Source organism: Dyadobacter sp. CY345 (assembly GCF_021502725.1).
GTDB lineage: Bacteria > Bacteroidota > Bacteroidia > Cytophagales > Spirosomataceae > Dyadobacter.
Genome location: NZ_JAKFFS010000003.1, coordinates 655,719 through 675,097 on the forward strand (window position 1 = coordinate 655,719; position 19,379 = coordinate 675,097).

Consider the following 19,379-nt stretch of genomic DNA (forward strand, 5'->3'; position numbering starts at 1 on the left):
CTTGTTGTTTTTTAATGTAACCGGTCTAAAATCACCAAACGCTAACTATTTGCTGAAATAAACTTTACAAGTATATAGTAAGTAACTAAAATAGGTAACTTTAACACCTAGTAGATTCTTTGCAACGATCACTTGTATTTGTTCGTACAGAGTTAAAATTCCTGAATCACATATGAGATTTTTTACTCCCTGTTTTTTTCTTCTTGCAGGTATCGTCGGCAATGGTTTCGGGCAGGTCGCTGATGCCAAAAATACAGTTCCCGACAATGTTCCCGAATATCCGCTGTCGCTCTACAAAGAAGCAACTTTTGAAGCGCAGAATTTATATAACGGAAGACTTTACAATATCTACGATTCCCGGGAAGAAGAATTTCAATTTTTTGATAGCCGGAAGTTGGTAAAGGGGACCGTATATTACGATGGACAGCGATATGAAAACATTCCAATGATGTATGACATTGTTTCCGATGAATTGGTAATAACGCATGCGAATGGTTATGAAAATATTTTACTGCAATCTCCCAAGGTAAAATACTTCTCGCTTCATGATCATAATTTTAAGCGTTTTGAGTCCGGTCAGGAAATTAATGCTGACATGAAAACAGGATTTTATGATCAGGTATATACCGGAAAAACAAAAATACTGGTACGGCGAATCAAACAACGGCAGGAGAAAATTGTTGAGAAAAAAGTTATAGCGTTGTTTCCCGGAAAGAATTTTTACTATGTCAAAAAGGACGGAAGGTACTATTCGGTACATTCCAAGAAGTCTTTTTTTGCTTTGTTTCCGGAACAGAAAAAAGAACTGCGTAAAGAACTACGTGAAAACAGGATCAAGTTCCGTAAGAATCGTGAAGCTGCTATCATTACCATGGTTGCCCGTTATGATGAACTAACTAAACAATGAAAATATTCAGAAACTTTACGCTCCTACTTTCTTTCGTTCTTTTATCACAGTTAAGCTGGGGACAATCTGTCACGGAGCCACGTATTTCCATGCGCCTGGATTCTGCACGTTTCAATGATTTTGTGAAGGATGTAGAAAGGCAAACCGGTTATTTCTTCTACTACGACGCAGCAAGATTTGATAGCCTTACCATTGATCTGGAAGTAAAAGATCAAACGATCCGTACCGTTTTGGAGCAGGTTTTTCGAGGTTCCGACTTTACGTATGCCATAGATGCGTACAAGCGTGTATACATCACAGAAGGACAAAAAATTATTACGCAATTTCAACCTGGATTATTTAATCCGAACAGCGGTGACGGAAATGAGGCAATAACGTACGCCACTCCGGATAATGCGGCGCAAGAAAAATTGCTTTCCACAGCTGAAAGTAAGGTTCATGACATTGGAATAAAACGGTACAAGATCACGCCAGGAAATTCTTCGATCACAGGTTATATCCGAAGTGCTGTTACAGGCGAGCCAGTTGTCGGCGCGGCTATTTTCATTGAGTCACCGTCTATCGGCGTAACAACCGATGCGCTGGGTTTTTACTCTTTAACGATTCCGCGGGGCAAGCAAAAACTGAAAATCAAAAGTTTTGGTATGCGGGAAACGCAACGCCAGGTCATACTTTATTCCGATGGCAAACTGGATATTGAGATGCGCGAAAGTGTGATCGCACTGAAAGAAGTTTCGGTGAAGGCTGGTATGGATAAAAACGTTGTAGGTACGCAGATGGGGCAGGTAAAGTTAACGATCAAAGATCTCAAACAGGTACCAACGGTTTTTGGAGAAACTGATTTATTGAGAACGGTCTTGACGCTTCCTGGTGTAAAATCTGTCGGGGAAAACAGTACAGGATTAAATGTTCGAGGCGGTTCGACAGATCAAAATCTTATTCAGTTCAATGATGCGGTCATTTATAATCCGTCCCACCTTTTTGGTTTTTTCTCCGCTTTTAATCCTGATATCCTGAAAGATGTTGAATTATATAAAAGTACAATTCCTTCTAAATTTGGCGGCAGATTGTCATCTGTTCTGGATATAAACAGCCGGGATGGAAATAAAAAGAAATTCGTTGCGTCTGGTGGTATCGGTCTTGTCACGGGTAGGCTTACTGTGGAAGGCCCAATTATCAAAGACAAAACTTCCTTCATTATCGGAGGGCGGTCAACCTATTCAAGCTGGCTTCTGGGGCGGTTGGACGATGCTAAATACAATAATAGTTCAGCGTCGTTTTATGATGTTAATGCCAACATAAGCCACGAGATAAATGAAAAAAACAGCATATACCTGACAGGGTACATGAGCAAAGACAGATTTAAATTGTTTGGTGATACCACTTATTCTTACCAAAATCAGCTCGCTTCAATAAAATGGAAGCATACGTTCAATACGAAGTTATATGGGGAGTTTACAGCATCTCATAGTAAATATAACTACCAGATGGAAAGCCAGGGACTTCCGTTGAATGCTTTTGATCTGAAATTTGATATCAACCAGTCGCAGTTCAAAGCGGATTTTAATTATGTTCTGCACCCAAAACACACGCTGGATTTCGGGGTAAGCTCAATTTATTACAAACTGCACCCAGGACTTTTTTCGCCAAAAGGCGGGGAGTCGCTGGTGATCCAGGAGGAATTGCAGCAGGAACAGGCTCTTGAAAGCGCAATTTACCTGGAAGATAAATTTGAAGTAAATCCCAGACTTTCCATTACGGCTGGTTTACGGTATTCATTTTATCAATATCTAGGGCCAAGAACGGTAAATAAATATGTGCCTGGTTTTCCGATTGATAAAATATATGAAGACGGAACACAGGAATACGCCGCAGGGAAGAAGATCAAAGGTTATGGCGGACCCGAGTATCGTCTTTCACTTCGTTATACCATTTATGATAATCTGGCTCTTAAAGTCAGTTACAACACATTGCGGCAGTATATTCACTTACTGACCAACACCATGACGGTTTCTCCAACCGATATCTGGAAATTGAGCGATCAGTTTATCAAGCCACAAACGGGCGATCAGATTTCGGTCGGATTGTATAAAAATCTTCGTGGGAATAAAATTGAGGTTTCGCTGGAAGGTTATTATAAAAACATTCAAAACTTCCTTGACTACAAAGGAGGCGACTCGCTAATCATGAATCCGCGTATTGAAGCAGCCGTGTTGGGAACAAGAGGCAAAGCGTATGGCGTGGAGTTTATGGTTAAAAAATTGACAGGAAAACTGAACGGCTGGCTTGGGTATACTTATTCGCGGACACTTCTTCGCGCGCTGGACCGGGAGTCGCCTGACGCGCCGAATAAGGGAAATTATTATCCAAGCAATTATGATAAGCCGCACGACTTCACGATGATCACAAATTATCGCTTATCGCATCGATTCAGCATTTCATTTAATTTTACTTACAGTACTGGCCGCCCGTATACACCGCCGATCGGGAAATATATCATCGATGGTGCGCAACGGGTTTATTACGCCGACCGGAATCAGTTTAGAATTCCGGATTATTACCGGACCGATTTGGCAGTTAATATAGAAGGAAATCACAGGGTTAAAAAACTGGCGCATAGCTCCTGGACTTTGGCGGTATATAATCTTCTGGGGAGAAAAAATCCGTCGTCAGTATATTTTCAGACGCAGAACGGAATGGTGAACGGTTACCAGCTTTCTATTTTCGGACAGCCGATACCGACAATCACATACAATTTTAGATTTTAGGATAAGATGAGAAACGGGTTCTGTCTTCTGGTGATAAGTTTTTTCACTTTGTCGCTTTTACTTTATGCTTGCGTTGAACCGTTTTCGCCGCCAGAAGTAAATTCAGATGAGGGATACCTCGTTGTCGATGGATTTTTGAATATGGGTGCTGATACCAGTACGATCGTATTAAGTCATACCCAAAGCGCCAGTGTCAAAACAAGTGTTGTCATGGAACCAGGCGCGAAAATTACTGTCGAGCAGGAAAACGGTGCGATTTTTACATTCACGGAAAAGGGAAATGGTTCTTACTTTTTGCCACCCGTAACGTTAAATATGTCAGGGAAATACCGGTTGAAAATTAACACAACAAATGGGAAAGAGTATCTCTCAGATTTTGTAGAAGCTAAAAATACGCCTCCGATTGATAGCGTAGCACTTGTCGTGGATACCCGGCAGGAAGCGGCAATGATGCAGGTCAACGCCCATGATCCGCAAAACAAAACCCGGTTTTACCGGTGGAAATTTGAAGAAACCTGGGAATATCGCGCACCGTTGTATTCTTCGCTCGAATTGGTCAATGGCCAGATCGTATCCCGAAAAGAAAACATTAACACCTGTTATCGAACAGTCAAATCTGGTAATATTTTGCTGGGTTCTACGATTAAACTGACGCAGGATGTTATTAAAAATTTGCCCTTGACAACCGTTCAGTATAGTACCGGGAAGCTGCTCATTAAATATAGCTTATTGGTAAAACAATACGGGTTGACTCAGGATGCTTTTGAATACTGGACAAGCCTCTCCAAAACAACAGAAGGGACAGGAGGTCTTTTTGATCCGCTGCCATCACAGGTAACTGGCAATATCAAATGTGTGACTGATAATCAGGAATTAGTTTTTGGGTATTTCAGTGCTGCGGTTGAACAGAAGAAACGCGTGTTCTTTACACCAGGTTTGGGCTCTTTTCCCTATTGTGAATCTCAAAAGATTAGTTTATCTGATGCTATGAAGACATCGGCTATACTACTAAATTTTTCTGGTGAACGACCGGATTCGGTTTTTGTTGCCAGTGAAATCTGCGCCGATTGCCGGGCACAGGGAGGCGTTCTGAAACGTCCTTCTTTTTGGTAGTGATTTAATGGAATTGTTATGAAACGATATTGTGCAATAATAGCTGGGTTTTTGTGTTTCGCGTTTTTTATAAACGGGTGTGTAGAACCATTTTCTCCTCCCGAAGTCAATACGGACGAAGGTTATCTTGTTATTGACGGATTTCTAAATGTAGGCACCGACACGAGCAGAATTGAGCTGAGCCATACGCAGAATGCAAATGCGACAACGCCTGTGATAAAAGAATCGTCGGCAGCGGTAAGTGTTGAGGAAGAAAATGGAGTAACTTACGACTTCGTTGAAAGTGGAAATGGAGCTTACTTTTTGCCGCCTCAACAATTTAACAAGACTTCAAAATACCGGCTGCGGGTAAAGACAGCTTTTGGAAAAGAATATCTTTCGGATTATGTGGAAGTCAAAGATACTCCTCCAATCGATAACATTGAAGGAAAAGTAGATACTCGGCAGGATGCGATGGTTATGCAGGTCAACACCCATGATCCGGCAAATCAGACACGTTTTTACCGTTGGAAATTTGAAGAAACCTGGCAATACAGATCAGCTTTTTATTCCAGTATCGAAATTGTAAAAAAGCCGGTAGGTGAGGGGTATGAGATTGTATCCCGCAGAGAAGATGTAAATCTGTGCTGGCGGACCTTGAAATCTGCCAACATATTGCTTGGTTCAACAGTAAAACTTTCTCAGGATGTCATCAAGGATTTACCGCTGACTGCGGTTCCGATTGCTTCGAACAAGTTATATATTAAGTACAGTATTCTGGTCAAACAATATGGGCTGACGCAGGATGCTTTTGAATATTGGACAGGCCTGGCCAAAACAACCGAGGGAACCGGTAGCTTATTTGATCCTTTACCCTCTCAGATTACGGGAAATATTAAAAATACCACTGATGCTCAAGATTTGGTTTTTGGGTATTTCAGCGCATCTGTTGAGCAAAAAAAGAGAATTTTTCTAACTCCAAATCTCGGCACTTTTCCGAGGTGTAATGCGCCCGATACACTTACAATTGCCGAGGCTCTGGAAGTTCCTGGCTCGATACTTACAAATTATTTCGGGCCGAGATCTGAATTTGTGCTTACAACAAGCCAGTTTTGTGCCGATTGCAGAGCTCAGGGCGGTACTATTTCGAAACCTTCTTTCTGGGAATAATGAAGAATATGAATCCATATCACGAAATCCTAAAATTCGGCCGCAGGATACTATCTGTGATCGGATTTGTTTTTGCGACAACAGCAGGACAGGCGCAAAATAATCCCACGGATGCCCTTTCTCAAAAATTCCAGCAGTATAGTCAGCGGGCTGTGCAGGAAAAATTATATCTGCATATCGATCGCAGTTTTTACCTGGTCGGTGAAACCATGTGGTATAAGGCTTATTCTGTGAATGCAGGGACAAATAAGTATATGGATCTGAGCAAAGTTGCTTATCTGGAAGTGATGGATAAGGAGCAAAATGCGCTGGTTCAAACTAAGTTTTCGCTGCTGGATGGGAAAGGAAACGGGTCGCTGGTGTTGCCATCGGCGTTGATAAGCGGAAACTACAAAGTGCGGTGTTATACCAACTGGATGAAAAATTTCAGCTCAGACTTTTTCTTTGAAACAGAGATTTCAGTTGTTAACCCATTTGTAAAATTTGATCCAAATCCGGACGAAAATGCTGAATTGACTTACGATGTTCAATTTTTTCCGGAAGGCGGTCATTTGGTTAAAAATATAGAAAGCAAAGTTGGATTCCGTGCAGTTGCAAGTGATGGAAAGGGGTTTGATTTCAAGGGTGCGCTGATTAATCAGAATAACGATACTTTGGCAAGATTTGAGCCACGAAAATTTGGTATAGGAAATTTTACATTTAAACCGGAACCAGGAAATACTTACAAGGCAGTTATCAGGGATCAGAAAGGAAAACAAAGCACATACCAACTTCCGGAAATTATGGAAAATGGTTATGTGATGCAGGTAAAAGATCTTTCTGCGACTGAAATTGAAGTTTCGGTTGCAGGTGCAGGAAATGAAAATGTCAGTATTTTCATGCACACACGTCAGGAAAACAGATATACCGAAACAAAAACTTTGGTTGACGGAAAAGCTACTTTCAAGATTGATAAAAATAAACTGGGAGATGGAATCAGCCATATCACTGTTTTCAGTGCTTCCGGAAATCCAGTTTGCGAGCGTTTATATTTTAAACGTCCGTTGAAAGATTTGACGATTGATGGAAAAGTTAGTAAGGACAATTACGCCACGCGCGACCGTGTGGTGATGGACCTGAGCACAAGTTCTGATGCCGGAATTGAAGCATTTTCAGACTTGTCGGTTTCAGTTTTTCTTGCCGATTCTATACAGACGAAAGATCAGGAAAGTATCAGCAGTTATTTGTTTTTAAGTTCGGATTTAAAAGGAAACGTCGAGTCGCCGGAATATTATGCGCAGAGAAATAACAAGCAGGTTGATATTGACTTGGATAATCTTATGCTAACCCATGGGTGGCGGAGATTTCAGTGGGACAATATTTTTAAACAAAACACTACATTTCCAAATCTGCCGGAATTTGATGGTCATTTTATTTTCGGAAAAATGATCAATACCGTAACCGGCGAACCGGCGGAAAATATTGGTGCTTATCTGGCAGCTCCCGATTCTCCCGCCAGACTATATTTTGCAAGAAGCGATGATAAAGGATTAGTTCGTTTTGAGGTGAAAGAATTTTTTGGGCCAAAAGAAGTTACAGTCCAGACAAACCTTCGCCAGGATAGTACGTATCGTTTCGAAATGGCGAATCCATTTTCCAAATCACCTTTGAATTCTGGATTGTCTTCTTTCAAATTTGATAAAAATCTTGAAAATACGCTGTTAACCCGCTCTGTAAACATGCAGACGACCAATGCGTTTTTGCCGAAATGGTATAAAGAAACAAAATATGTATTTTCTGATTCTCTGGCTTTTTTCGGAGTGCCTGATGAAAAGTATTTCCTGGACGATTTCACCCGTTTCCCAACGATGGAGGAAGTCATGCGGGAATATGTGCGGGGTGTTATGGTAAGGCGTCGCCAAAAGGAATTTCATTTTATCATGATGGACAAGTTATTTCCGCAAACATTTTTTAACGACGATCCTTTGATTTTGCTCGACGGTATTCCTATTTTTAATACCGATAAGATTATGGCCTTCGATCCTTTGAAAGTCAAAAAAATCGAATTAATGAGCGCCCGCTATTTTCTGGGATTTGGAGTATTTACAGGAATTGTAAGTTTATCAACTTATCGGGGCGATCTTGCTGGTTTTGAGCTGGATCCTCGTATCTTAGTGATGCCATATGAAGGACCGCAGATCAAGCGGGAGTTCTACGCGCCAAAGTATGATACGCCGGCAAATATGCAAAGCAGAATACCTGATTTCAGGAATCTGCTGCACTGGGCTCCGGACGTAAAAACAGACGCACAGGGTAAGTCACAAATTAGTTTTTATACATCCGATCAGGTAGGACATTACAGGGTTATAGTGCAGGGAATGACTAAAAATGGTTTGGTTGGCAGTAAAACTTTTAGTTTTGAGGTAACACGCAGAAATTTATAAGTATAGATCTTACAGTGTCGTCCACCCAAACATAGTGCAGTGCTATGTCCCAATTTGAAAACCTGGAGATTCTTCTTCGGGTTTTTCTTTTTTTACCTCATATATAAAACTCAGACGTATGTTTAATTTCTTTCAAAACGAAAGTGCTGTTCAAAACCCCGATGTTATCTATTTTGGATAATTTATATTTTACAAAATCATGATATTCGTCAAGGCTTCTTACATTGATTTTTAGAAGAAAATCTACTTGTCCGGCCATGTGATAACATTCCTGCACCTCATCCAGGTTCTGGATTTCCTGCTCAAATTTTTCAATAAAAGCTTCGTTATGATAACGCATGGATACCTGGCATATCGTCGTAATGGGCCGGTTGATCAGTTTCTTATCCAGGATTGCTACATATTGTTTTATAAAACCCAGATTTTCCAGGCGTCGGATCCGCTCGTAAATTGGAGAAATGGTTAGATTTAATAATATGGCAATTTCTTTGGTCGTTTTCTTCGCGTCTTTTTGCAGAATGCGCAGAATTTTAGTGTCAATTTTATCTATCTCCTCCATGGTGGCCTAATATTTCCTGCTTTTGTAAAACAGAATGTCGTTGAAAAGTAAATTTTACTTAGGATTTGCTAAATGGCAATAATATTTATCGACTTTGTCTGTAAATATTTAAATAATTGTCTTAAAATGCAAAATTGCAAGTGATTTATACTTTATAAATGCCTTGTGAAATGAAAACTGAAAGCATATTAGTTATCGGAGCAAATGGTCAGATCGGGTCCGTTCTGGTAGAATATTTGCGTGGTATTTATGGTGATAACAAAGTGATTGCGTCGGATCTTCGGGTTAATCCGGATCGTCAGGATTATTTTGAAGTGCTTGATGCAACGGATGGAAAAGCTTTACAGCAGATTGTAAAGCGTCATAAAATAACTCAGATTTATCATCTGGCTGCAATATTATCGGCAAAAGGAGAGCAGGACCCTCTGAATACGTGGCAGATCAATATGCAGACTTATTTTAATGTACTGGAAACGGCACGTGAAAACGGGGTTAAAAAAATATTTTATCCGAGTTCCATCGCAGTTTTCGGAGCTCATGTGCAGGGAGCTGCGAACCAGTTTTCATATCTGGATCCTTCTACGGTATACGGAATTAGTAAGGCTGCTGGGGAAAACTGGTCGAATTACTATTTTATGAGATATGGAATGGATATCCGCTCTCTGCGTTATCCGGGAATCATCAGTTACCAATCTTTGCCCGGTGGCGGAACGACGGATTACGCCGTAGACATTTATCACAAAGCCGTTAAAGGCGAACATTTCGATTGTTTTTTGAAAGAAGACGCAACGCTTCCAATGATCTATATGAGTGATGCGCTCGATGCAACAGTTCGTTTGATGGAAGCGCCTTCGGAAAAGATAAGTGTACGAACGGGATATAACCTGGCTGGTATGAGCTTTTCTCCAAAGGAAATTTATAACAGCATCCGCAAAATTATTCCAGCGTTTGAGATCAGTTATAATCCGGATTATCGTCAGGCAATAGCAGAATCCTGGCCGTCAGAAATTGATGACTCCGAAGCCAGAAAAGACTGGGGATGGCGGCCGGCATATTCTCTGGATAAAATGACACAGGAAATGATTCAGGAATTGAGAAAAAAATATGAAATAGTTAGAAGCTGATCTTCTTCATTAATTCATCCAAATTAAAACAAGATGTACGGAAATATTAAAGAACAACTTCAAGGCGAACTTGACGGAATAAAAGAAGCCGGACTTTACAAAACGGAACGTATCATTGTCACGCCCCAGGCAGCACAGATTGCGACAGCAAATGGCATTGAAGTATTAAATTTTTGCGCGAACAATTATCTGGGTTTGTCCTCACATCCAGACGTAATTGAAGCAGGTATTGAAACGATCCGTACGCATGGTTTTGGGATGTCGTCAGTTCGCTTTATTTGTGGCACGCAGGACATTCATAAAGAACTTGAACGCAAAACCGCTGAGTTTCTGGGTACCGAAGACTGTATTTTGTACGCGGCAGCTTTTGATGCAAACGGAGGCGTTTTCGAACCGTTGCTTGGAGAACAGGATGCTATTATTTCCGATGAATTAAATCATGCTTCATTGATTGATGGTATTCGTTTGTGTAAAGCAAAACGTTTTCGTTACAAGCATAACAACCTGGAAGACCTCGAACAACAATTGAAGGATGCACAGGGCAGCCGTCGTATTCTGATTGTAACGGACGGAGTTTTTTCAATGGATGGAACGATCGCACAGCTGGATAAGATCTGCGACCTGGCGGACCAATACGGCGCAATGGTTATGATCGATGAATGTCACGCTTCTGGATTTATAGGAAAAACAGGTCGTGGAACACATGAATTCCGTAATGTCATGGGAAGAATTGACATCATTACCGGTACGTACGGAAAAGCTTTGGGTGGTGCTTCGGGTGGTTTCACAGCTGCAAAAAAAGAAATCGTTGAAATTCTTCGTCAGCGTTCCCGTCCTTATTTATTCTCAAACACACTTGCGCCATCTATCGTGGGTGCTTCTATAAAAGTGCTTGACTTGCTGACGAGTTCGACAGCACTTCGTGACAAACTTGAAAACAGTACGAAATATTTCCGCGAAGAAATGACCAAAGCCGGGTTTGATATTCTTCCGGGAGAACATCCGATTGTGCCCATCATGCTGTATGATGCAAAATTGGCTCAGGAATTTGCGGCTAAACTTCTGGATCAAGGTATTTATGTCATTGGATTTTTCTATCCGGTTGTTCCGCAAGGAAAAGCGCGGATCCGTGTTCAGATTTCGGCAGGACATGAGCAGGAGCATCTTGAAAAAGCAGTTGCCGCTTTCACGAAAGTGGGTAAGGAATTAGGCGTGATCAAGTAAAATTTACTGGTAAAAATGAATAAGCCGGATACTGACAGTGTCCGGCTTATTCTATATTATAATAAATTTTATACTACTGATTATTTTGCTGCGTTGGCTCTGGCTCTAAAAGCTGTACTTCTACGTGAAGAGACTGTAAGGTTGCATTACCATATTGCGTGATCATAGCAACATCGGCTGCATCACGGCCATGCGCGATTTCGATACGATAACCTTCCGTTTTTTCCTGGACGGCATCGAATGTATACCAATCGCCGCCGATATAAACCTCAAACCAGGCGTGCAGATCCATTTCTTTTAATTTATCCAAATACCCGACCGTCATTCTCGTTGGGATACAAAGATTACGACAAAGCGCGATCGCTAAATGTGTAAAGTCGCGACAAACACCAATCCTGTTTCTAGCAACATCCAAAGCCGTCGTGCTGGCATCGGTAACGCCATATTGGTATTTTATGCTTTTGTGTATCCAGCTTCTGATCGCTTCCACCTGCTCATATCCCGGAGCCAGATTTCCTGCAATTTCCATTGCCAGCATATTAATTTCGTGCAAATCTGATTCGCAATAACGGCTTGGCAAAATGTAATGCATGATATCATCAGGCAGATCGCCGACAAGCATAAATTTCGGAGCCGGATTTGGAATTACTTTGGTTGGGTTAACCTGAGCTTCAACCTCTGTCGTGATTGTGACCTGGCCTACTGGCAAAATCGTACGTTGGCAAGGGTTGCCGTAAATGTCTGTATATTCTGAAAATGATACAGGAGGATTAATATCAAAACCTTCCCTGATAATCGATTGTCCTTCCTGACGCCGCGGACGTAGCATTGTTGTCACTGTTGTGGGCGCATATACGTCGTACGTAAATATGCTGCGTCCCTTCATTTTCATGTAATAATCGTTTAAGTAAAGTTTAGTAAAGATAGAAAGCTTTCCTGTCGGAACTCAGTACCAAAAATGAATTTTAAAAAATTCTTAATATGGCCTCTTAAACAACTGTGCCAGATTAATATAGCGTGTGATACGTTTTTGAAGAACCGGACAGAATCATCAATTACTTTAAATTAGTAATCAATAAATTCATATTCTACCGAAAATCAGCGTTCGGAACCGGCGCATATTAGATTAAAATTAATTTCTTTGAGACATGATCTAATTTTACTAGATTTCCGTTTGTCAATACAAAAAGGCATGATTTCGCAAGATTTTAATGTCCTTTTGTCAAGTGGTTAAAATTTAAAGATTATTCTTATGGCAGTTACAAAGTGGATAGTAGACCCGGTACACTCTGAGGTACAATTCAAAATCAAGCATCTGGTGATTTCGACGATCACGGGTTCTTTCAACAACTTCGAAGGAGGGGCAACGTCTGATCTGAATAACTTTGAAAATGCTGAAATTCATTTTTCGCTGGATGTGAATAGTATTGATACCAATCAGGATATGCGTGATGCACATCTTAAATCGGCTGACTTCTTCGATGCTGAGCAATTTCCGCATATTACTTTTCAGTCGAATTATTTCCATAAAGCTAAAGGAGACAATTATAAACTTTCGGGCTTACTGACTTTGAAAGGCATTACGAAACCGATTGAGCTTGATGCGGAATATGGAGGATCAGAAAGAGATTCGGAAGGAAATATCAGAATCGGATTTGAAGTAGAAGGTAGAATTAGCCGTCAGGAATTTGGCTTGAATTATATGCAATTAACTGAAACCGGTGGTTTGCTTATTGGAGAGGATGTTAAGTTAATGGCAAATATTCAGTTGGTGAAACAGAGTTAATAAAACAGATTTTGACCGAAATGCCTGTTAAGCCTTTAAGCATAACAGGCATTTTTTTATTAAACCTGTTTTAAAGCCCAAAAACCAACAACCGCGTGTTGTTAACACTTTGATTTTGTAGAGATTTGTGACGCTGACGTAGATATAATGAATTTGTATTTACGATAAAAGGACGATCTTTGCTCTGATTGATTGATCACCTAATTTAATTTTAATGAAGCCCTTCTATTCTACAAAATGTGCCTATTTTTTATTTTCAGTGTTTTTCTTTTTTGGTTGTAAAGATGATCTTGTTGAGCAAATCAAACCCGATACCCCGGATTTAAATGAAAGACTTGCAGCGGTTGAAAATTATAAGAACCAATACTTGGCTAGTAATATTTCTAATCCGCAATGGACTGGGAATAGTCAAAATTGTTTGCCAGGCACCGTTTCGCAAGCATCGCATGACGCTGTCATTAAAAGGATAAATTATTTCCGCCACTTAGTGGGTTTGAATGATGATTGCGTTTTGATACCATCCATGTTTTCTCAATTACAGGAAGCTGCGCTAATGATGACTGCAAACAATCAGCTAAGTCATAACCCGCCTGCATCCTGGAAATGTTATACCTCAGCTGGCAAATCAGGCGCTGGAACCAGTAACATTGCATTAGGCGCAGGTTCTGCCTCGGCAATTACTTTGTTTATGTTTGACAATGGGAGTAATAATGCGGATGTTGGTCACAGACGATGGATTTTACATTCAACAAAACAAAAATTCAGCTATGGGAGCACTGCTAACGCTATGGCACTTTATGTTTTTTCTCAGGATAACAATACCAAAATTCCTGAATTTATAGCCTACCCTGCAAAGGGGTATATGCCACATCCTTTGGTTCCTGAGCGTTGGTCGTTTAGTATTCCAGCAGCAGATTTTAGCAATGCGTCGGTCACAGTTGCAGGTATTTCAGGCAATGTCCCTGTCTCAATTGTCTCAGCGAACGTTAATGGATATGGTGATAACACTATTGTTTACCAGCCAACTATAAGCCTGACGGATACGGCTGATGTTTCCTATGCAGTTAAAATTACCGGTATAAAGGGAGCGCCTCAGTCATCTTACAGTTATACTACCACCATTTTTCGGCCGTAAGATTCGGACAATCCACATATTTTTTGATCTGGATTTGTTGAGGATAAATAAAATGCTGCATCATAACGGTAGTTGATTCCAATCGATTTACTATATATTTACCGCTTAAAATCATCCATTCCGTCTTCATGAAATTCCTCAAAATTTTTCTTTACATCATCGGTTCGATATTATTTATTTTACTAATAATGGTCGCGACGATGGTTACCACAGTTGACCGGACTCCGTATAAGGAAATGGCTTATTATAAACAATGGAAAGAAAATATTGGTCAGATCAGTAACGAACCTGCTTCTGATACTACTTCAAAAACTTTAAGTGCGGGATGGGCAAAAGTAAATATTACCCCGGAAACGCCTGGGCCAATGGCGGGTTATGGAAAAAGACGGGGAGCGCATTACGAAGCAGTTCATGATTCGATTTATATAAGGACTGTTGTGGTTGATAACGGAATTTCAAAAGCTGCGATCATCACGGCTGACATGCTTATCGTACCGCCAAATATTACCGAGCGCGTAAAATCATTACTTCCGAAAGTTGGTTTCACTTTTGACCAGGTTTATTTTGGGGCCATTCATAGTCATAATAGTTTGGGCGGGTGGTATAATACCATCACCGGAAAACTTTTTGCAGGCACTTATGATGCCGAAACGGTCGAGAGGATTTCGCAGGCTATCATTAAATCAATAGGAGAGGCGCAGAAAAATATTCAACCTGCCACAATTGGATTTGGAGAAGTAAAAGACACGCTGGATATCAGAAACCGTCTGGTTGGCGCGGAGGGAATTCTTGATCCATGGGTCAGAAATATTGAATTTGTAAAAACAGACGGAAAGAAAGCCTTAATTACTTCTTATGCTGCACATTCAACGGTCCTGAATGCAAAAACCATGGAGTTGTCGCGGGATTATGCCGGTGCTTTGGTGGATGATCTGGAAAATGGAGAAGCAAATTTCGCTGTTTATATGGCTGGCGCAGTCGGTAGTATGGGACCGATTGAAAAGGGCCAGGATGATTTTGATGAAGTTAAAAACCAGGCTGGCGGTATCGAAAAAGCGATTCAATCTATCCTTGGATCATTTGAGAAACAGCCGGATATCATTCGTTCCATTACTGTTCCGTTGCCGCTCAGGGATCCAACACCGAAATTGACACCTAAGTTTGCATTAAGAAGCTGGGTATTTCGCTGGGCATTTGGCGACGTACCTTCCTACGTAAAAGCCCTTCGTGTCGGCAATGTTTTAATGGTTGGCGTTCCCTGTGATTTTTCCGGCGAATTGATGCCTGAGCTGACAGCCTATGCTGCAAAAAAAGGTTTGCATTTAATGGTTACAAGTTTCAATGGCGGTTATATTGGGTATATTACCAATGATAAGTTCTTTGATAGAGACCTGTATGAGACAACAACCATGAGTTGGTTCGGGCCTTATAACGGAGTATATTTCCAGGAGGTTATCAAAGATTTGATCGATAAGTTTTAGTGTGAAGTAAATGTTTCAGGGAATTACCCAAATCAATTCTTGATATTATAAAGGTTTGTAAAGACAATTTTGATAACCGCTGTTAACTAAAACCTTAACAAAACCGCTAACAAATGAAGTATCTTTTAAGCTTATTATTGTGTGCTTTTTTTGTCAACTCAGCAAGTTCACAAACGCCAATGAAACTAGCCATTGCCGGACTTAGCCACGGACATTTTGGCTGGGCTTTCAGTCGTCAGGATAAAAAAGACACTGAAATTGTCGGGATTTACGAGCCCAATCAGGAACTCGCCGATCGTATTGCAACGCGATACAAATTAGACAAAAAACTGTTTTTTACTGATTTGAATAAAATGCTGGACCAGACCAAACCGGACGCCGTATCTGCTTTTGGAGCGATAAGTGAGCATATAGAAATTGTCAGAGCATGTGCACCAAGGAAAATTCATGTGATGGTTGAAAAGCCGTTGGCAACAACTTTCGCGGATGCAAAGGAAATTCAAACGCTTGCGACGAAAAATAATATAAAGGTTTTGACCAATTTTGAAACTTCATGGTACGCCAGTAATCAATATGTGAACGGTCTTGTGCAGGAAGGGAAACTTGGTGAAATCAGAAAAGTAATGGTGAATGACGGACATCAGGGGCCAAAAGAAATTGGAGTAGGAAAGGAGTTTTTCGATATTCTTACGGATCCGGCAAAAAACGGAGCTGGCGCTTTGGTTGATTTTGGCTGTTACGGGGCAAACCTGATGACCTGGTTAATGAAGGGAGAAAGACCAGTTTCTGTAACCGCTGTAACTCACCAGAACAAACCGGACATTTACCAAAAAGTAGACGACGAAGCATCTATAATCTTGCAATACCCGAAAGCGCAATGTATCATCCAAGGTTCATGGAACTGGTCTTTTGCTAGAAAAGACATGGAGGTATACGGAACAAAAGGATATGCGATAGCAGTTGATCCAACGACAATAAGAGAACGTCTTCAGGAAAAAACGCCCGAAGAAAGAAAAAAGATAGACCCAAGGCCTGCTCCTTTTACAGATCCTTTTTCAGTTTTGTCAGATGTAGTACAGGGTAGATTGACAATGGATAAAAACGATTTATATGAGTTGCCGGTTAATGTGACGGTAGTAGAAATCTTGGAAGCCGCAAAAGCGTCCGCCAAATCCGGAAAGACAGTCATGTTAAAATAATTTTTTAAATACATATCAGTGCAAAAAGATCCCTCTTCGCCCGCGCCAAAACCCGTCAGCTTTTCCCAAACTACGCTCACGGAACTAATGATTCCGTCTTACGCCAATTTTGGTGGGAAAATCCACGGCGGAATTTTACTTTCTCTGATCGACAAGGTTGCATATGCATGTGCTTCAAGGCACGCAGCCACGTATTGCGTTACTGTTTCGGTAGATGGAGTGGATTTTTTACAGCCTGTGGAAGTGGGAGATCTCGTTTCACTGATGGCCTCGGTCAATTATGTAGGCCGCACTTCTCTTGTTATTGGTATTAAAGTGATTGCTGAAAATGTCAGAAACGGCATTCAGCGCCATACCAATACCTCATATGTTACCATGGTTGCCAAAGGAGATGATGATAAACCGGCCGTAGTTCCGCCATTACTGTTGGAAAGCGAAGCAGACGCAAGACGGTTTCTGGAGGCAATGAAGCGCAGGGAACTTAGAGAACAATATAAAGACGCGTTCGACAACGAGAAGAACCGTATCGCCCTGGACGAAAATCTGGATAAACTCGCTACCCAAAGATGCGTCATTGGCTGGTAACCATATTATCATTTACCACCTAAGACATATAAGAAAAGCTAAGTTTTAGTTTGTGCACATTTTTAATTGAAAGCGATACTAGCATCACCTTCAATTAAAAAATGTGTATCAAATTTTTAGCTTTTAGATTTTAAAAATGACAATACAGTCATCGTCTGCGTTCGAATCCAAAAACTTGTCTAAATAAACTTAGCTTTCCTAATATGTCTTAGATGGTAGCAAACTATATGTTTAAAAACCAAATAGGCCTCCTTTTTTTGATCTTGAAGTTGATTTACCGAAGAGCATACCGAATACGCCTCTCACTACTTCGCGGCCGATCTGTTTTGCCAAAGGAGACGCAAGAGCCTCTTCAAACATCCCTTTTTCCTGCTTTCCACCCGTTTTAGCAACAGTTGTTTGTTCTTTTAGCTCAGCCTCCTGTCTTGTTTGTTCTTCCAGGCGTTTGGTTAAAATTTCATAGGCGCTTTCAGGGTCGATCGGATCTTTATATTTCAGATAAACATCCGACTGACGAACATGATTTTCATAATCAGCCTGCGTTAATGGTCCCATTACCGACGTTGGCGGAAGTAAATGTGTTGCGGCCACTTCCGTTGGGATACCTTTATCATTTAAAACAGTAATTAGCGCCTGGCCGATACCCAAAGTTGTCAGAACCTGATCTATTGAATAATAATCTGATCGCGGATAAGTTTTTACAGTTTGTTTCAATGCATCGGCATCTTGCGGCGTAAAAGCACGAAGAACGTGCTGGACACGGTTTCCCAATTGAGAAAGAACAGAAACTGGTATATCCTGCGCCATCTGCGTGCAAAAGAAAATACCTACACCTTTTGACCTGATCAGACGTACAACCTGCTCGATCTGATCCAAAAATGCTTTCGGCGCATCTTTAAATAATAAATGTGCTTCATCAAGGAAAAATACCAGTTTTGGCTTGTCAAGATCTCCTGCTTCCGGCAAAGTTTGGTATAATTCCGCAAGAAGGCTCAGCATGAATGTTGAGAAGAGCGCAGGTTTATCCTGCACATCCGAAATATTCAAAAGACTTATTATGCCCTGGCCGTCGACCTTATTGATCAGATCTGAGATGTCAAAAGATTTTTCTCCGAATATAGTCCCTACGCCTTGCTGCTCCAAAGCAACGATTTTGCGTAGAATTGTGCCGGCAGTTGATGAAGAAATTGAGCCATAATCGGATTTAATTTCAGCAGCGCCAGGCCCTTCTGAAAGATAACTTAAAACTTTTTTTAAGTCATTAAGATCGACCATCGGCAGTTTCTTGTCATCTGCATACTTAAAAAGAATTGCCAGAACTCCCGACTGGGTATCATTCAATTCAAATATTTTTGATAGTAAGATCGGGCCAAATTCAAGAATTGTGGCCCGCATTTGCGCACCTTTTTCGCCACTCAAAGAATAAAGCTCAACCGGAAAACCTTTTGCTTCAAATGGAGTTCCCAAAATAGCCGAGCGTTCTTCAATCGCAGCGTTTGAAGTACCTGGTTTCGCAATGCCTGATAAATCCCCCTTAATATCCGACATGAAAACCGGAACGCCGGCCGCCGAAAGCTGTTCAGCCAAGACCTGAAGTGTGCGTGTTTTTCCTGAGCCCGTCGCACCTGCAACCAATCCATGTCGGTTCATCATGCGCAGCGGCAAATTAACTTTTGCCTCAGTAATTATTTCTCCGTCGAGAATCGCCGAACCCAGATGTATTGCCGGTTTATCGGTTTTATACGATTTCTGGATTGCCGCTATAAATTGCTCTCTTTTTGACACAGGTGTATGTAGTTATTGTTAATAATGGTCTAATTTACTAAAATTAAATATTTTGCTGGGACTATACGCCTGCTTGGTGAATTTTATAGCAAAATATTACTCTGTCAAGGAATTTTATTATTTTTCGTAGTAGTTTGTTTT

At 40.9% G+C, this 19,379-nt stretch carries 15 protein-coding genes; 12 read left to right on the forward strand and 3 right to left on the reverse strand.

Annotated features, from left to right (window positions below; all coding sequences use genetic code 11):
* Window positions 1-172 precede the first annotated feature (172 nt).
* From L0657_RS16670 to L0657_RS16690, 5 genes are read left to right on the forward strand one after another with little or no spacing between them, the layout of a single operon-like run.
* The gene (locus tag L0657_RS16670; protein WP_235151886.1) at window positions 173-907 is read left to right on the forward strand and encodes a hypothetical protein; all 735 of its coding nucleotides are present in this window, start codon (window positions 173-175) and stop codon (window positions 905-907) included.
* Window positions 904-3,675, forward strand: a complete 2,772-nt coding sequence (locus tag L0657_RS16675; protein WP_235151887.1) for a TonB-dependent receptor — start codon at window positions 904-906, stop codon at window positions 3,673-3,675. Before L0657_RS16670 ends, L0657_RS16675 begins: the two co-directional genes overlap by 4 nt.
* A gap of 6 nt (window positions 3,676-3,681) precedes the next feature.
* Window positions 3,682-4,788 (forward strand): DUF4249 domain-containing protein, encoded by a 1,107-nt coding sequence (locus L0657_RS16680; RefSeq protein WP_235151888.1) that lies wholly within the window; start codon window positions 3,682-3,684, stop codon window positions 4,786-4,788.
* Window positions 4,789-4,806: 18 nt separating this feature from the next.
* Window positions 4,807-5,937 carry a DUF4249 domain-containing protein gene (locus tag L0657_RS16685; protein ID WP_235151889.1) on the forward strand — a complete coding sequence of 377 codons (1,131 nt, stop codon included), beginning with the start codon at window positions 4,807-4,809 and terminating at the stop codon, window positions 5,935-5,937.
* Window positions 5,938-5,945: 8 nt separating this feature from the next.
* The gene (locus L0657_RS16690) at window positions 5,946-8,360 is read left to right on the forward strand and encodes a hypothetical protein (protein ID WP_235151890.1); all 2,415 of its coding nucleotides are present in this window, start codon (window positions 5,946-5,948) and stop codon (window positions 8,358-8,360) included.
* A gap of 97 nt (window positions 8,361-8,457) precedes the next feature.
* Here L0657_RS16690 and L0657_RS16695 read toward each other — a convergent pair whose 3' ends face one another.
* The gene (locus L0657_RS16695; RefSeq protein ID WP_235151891.1) at window positions 8,458-8,919 is read right to left on the reverse strand and encodes an Lrp/AsnC family transcriptional regulator; all 462 of its coding nucleotides are present in this window, start codon (window positions 8,917-8,919) and stop codon (window positions 8,458-8,460) included.
* A 170-nt stretch (window positions 8,920-9,089) separates the two neighbouring features.
* Between L0657_RS16695 and L0657_RS16700 the strand changes: the two genes are divergently transcribed.
* Window positions 9,090-10,043, forward strand: a complete 954-nt coding sequence (locus L0657_RS16700; RefSeq protein WP_235151892.1) for an NAD-dependent epimerase/dehydratase family protein — start codon at window positions 9,090-9,092, stop codon at window positions 10,041-10,043.
* Window positions 10,044-10,076: 33 nt separating this feature from the next.
* Complete coding sequence (gene kbl, locus L0657_RS16705; RefSeq protein WP_235151893.1) at window positions 10,077-11,267, forward strand: glycine C-acetyltransferase; 1,191 nt, start codon at window positions 10,077-10,079, stop codon at window positions 11,265-11,267.
* Between the two features lie 73 nt (window positions 11,268-11,340).
* On the opposite strand, the gene L0657_RS16710 is transcribed toward kbl, so the two are convergent.
* On the reverse strand, window positions 11,341-12,159 hold the full coding sequence (locus tag L0657_RS16710) for a transglutaminase family protein (protein ID WP_235151894.1): 819 nt from the start codon (window positions 12,157-12,159) through the stop codon (window positions 11,341-11,343).
* 360 nt (window positions 12,160-12,519) lie between these two features.
* On the opposite strand from L0657_RS16710, the gene L0657_RS16715 reads away from it, so the two are divergent.
* The 5 genes from L0657_RS16715 to L0657_RS16735 all read left to right on the forward strand — a co-directional run bounded on the left by L0657_RS16715 (window position 12,520) and on the right by L0657_RS16735 (window position 17,453).
* Complete coding sequence (locus tag L0657_RS16715) at window positions 12,520-13,053, forward strand: YceI family protein (RefSeq protein ID WP_235151895.1); 534 nt, start codon at window positions 12,520-12,522, stop codon at window positions 13,051-13,053.
* Between the two features lie 214 nt (window positions 13,054-13,267).
* Window positions 13,268-14,188, forward strand: a complete 921-nt coding sequence (locus L0657_RS16720) for a hypothetical protein (protein ID WP_235151896.1) — start codon at window positions 13,268-13,270, stop codon at window positions 14,186-14,188.
* A 128-nt stretch (window positions 14,189-14,316) separates the two neighbouring features.
* Window positions 14,317-15,669 (forward strand): neutral/alkaline non-lysosomal ceramidase N-terminal domain-containing protein, encoded by a 1,353-nt coding sequence (locus tag L0657_RS16725; protein WP_235151897.1) that lies wholly within the window; start codon window positions 14,317-14,319, stop codon window positions 15,667-15,669.
* Between the two features lie 113 nt (window positions 15,670-15,782).
* The gene (locus L0657_RS16730; protein ID WP_235151898.1) at window positions 15,783-16,868 is read left to right on the forward strand and encodes a Gfo/Idh/MocA family protein; all 1,086 of its coding nucleotides are present in this window, start codon (window positions 15,783-15,785) and stop codon (window positions 16,866-16,868) included.
* An 87-nt stretch (window positions 16,869-16,955) separates the two neighbouring features.
* Window positions 16,956-17,453, forward strand: coding sequence for an acyl-CoA thioesterase (locus L0657_RS16735; protein WP_235151995.1), 498 nt, complete (start codon window positions 16,956-16,958; stop codon window positions 17,451-17,453).
* Between the two features lie 231 nt (window positions 17,454-17,684).
* On the opposite strand, the gene L0657_RS16740 is transcribed toward L0657_RS16735, so the two are convergent.
* Entirely contained in the window at window positions 17,685-19,238 is a 1,554-nt protein-coding gene (locus L0657_RS16740; protein WP_235151899.1) for a helicase HerA-like domain-containing protein, read from the reverse strand.
* Window positions 19,239-19,379: the final 141 nt, after the last annotated feature.

What these genes read in the sequence shown, in the direction of transcription:
- L0657_RS16680 (WP_235151888.1), top strand. Translation starts at nt 3,682, where the DNA reads ATGAGAAACGGGTTCTGTCTTCTGGTGATAAGTTTTTTCACTTTGTCG.
- L0657_RS16720 (WP_235151896.1), top strand. Translation starts at nt 13,268, where the DNA reads ATGAAGCCCTTCTATTCTACAAAATGTGCCTATTTTTTATTTTCAGTG.
- L0657_RS16710 (WP_235151894.1), bottom strand. Translation starts at nt 12,159, where the DNA reads ATGAAAATGAAGGGACGCAGCATATTTACGTACGACGTATATGCGCCC.
- L0657_RS16700 (WP_235151892.1), top strand. Translation starts at nt 9,090, where the DNA reads ATGAAAACTGAAAGCATATTAGTTATCGGAGCAAATGGTCAGATCGGG.
- L0657_RS16715 (WP_235151895.1), top strand. Translation starts at nt 12,520, where the DNA reads ATGGCAGTTACAAAGTGGATAGTAGACCCGGTACACTCTGAGGTACAA.
- kbl (WP_235151893.1), top strand. Translation starts at nt 10,077, where the DNA reads ATGTACGGAAATATTAAAGAACAACTTCAAGGCGAACTTGACGGAATA.
- L0657_RS16730 (WP_235151898.1), top strand. Translation starts at nt 15,783, where the DNA reads ATGAAGTATCTTTTAAGCTTATTATTGTGTGCTTTTTTTGTCAACTCA.
- L0657_RS16725 (WP_235151897.1), top strand. Translation starts at nt 14,317, where the DNA reads ATGAAATTCCTCAAAATTTTTCTTTACATCATCGGTTCGATATTATTT.
- L0657_RS16735 (WP_235151995.1), top strand. Translation starts at nt 16,956, where the DNA reads ATGATTCCGTCTTACGCCAATTTTGGTGGGAAAATCCACGGCGGAATT.
- L0657_RS16685 (WP_235151889.1), top strand. Translation starts at nt 4,807, where the DNA reads ATGAAACGATATTGTGCAATAATAGCTGGGTTTTTGTGTTTCGCGTTT.
- L0657_RS16675 (WP_235151887.1), top strand. Translation starts at nt 904, where the DNA reads ATGAAAATATTCAGAAACTTTACGCTCCTACTTTCTTTCGTTCTTTTA.
- L0657_RS16695 (WP_235151891.1), bottom strand. Translation starts at nt 8,919, where the DNA reads ATGGAGGAGATAGATAAAATTGACACTAAAATTCTGCGCATTCTGCAA.
- L0657_RS16670 (WP_235151886.1), top strand. Translation starts at nt 173, where the DNA reads ATGAGATTTTTTACTCCCTGTTTTTTTCTTCTTGCAGGTATCGTCGGC.
- L0657_RS16690 (WP_235151890.1), top strand. Translation starts at nt 5,946, where the DNA reads ATGAATCCATATCACGAAATCCTAAAATTCGGCCGCAGGATACTATCT.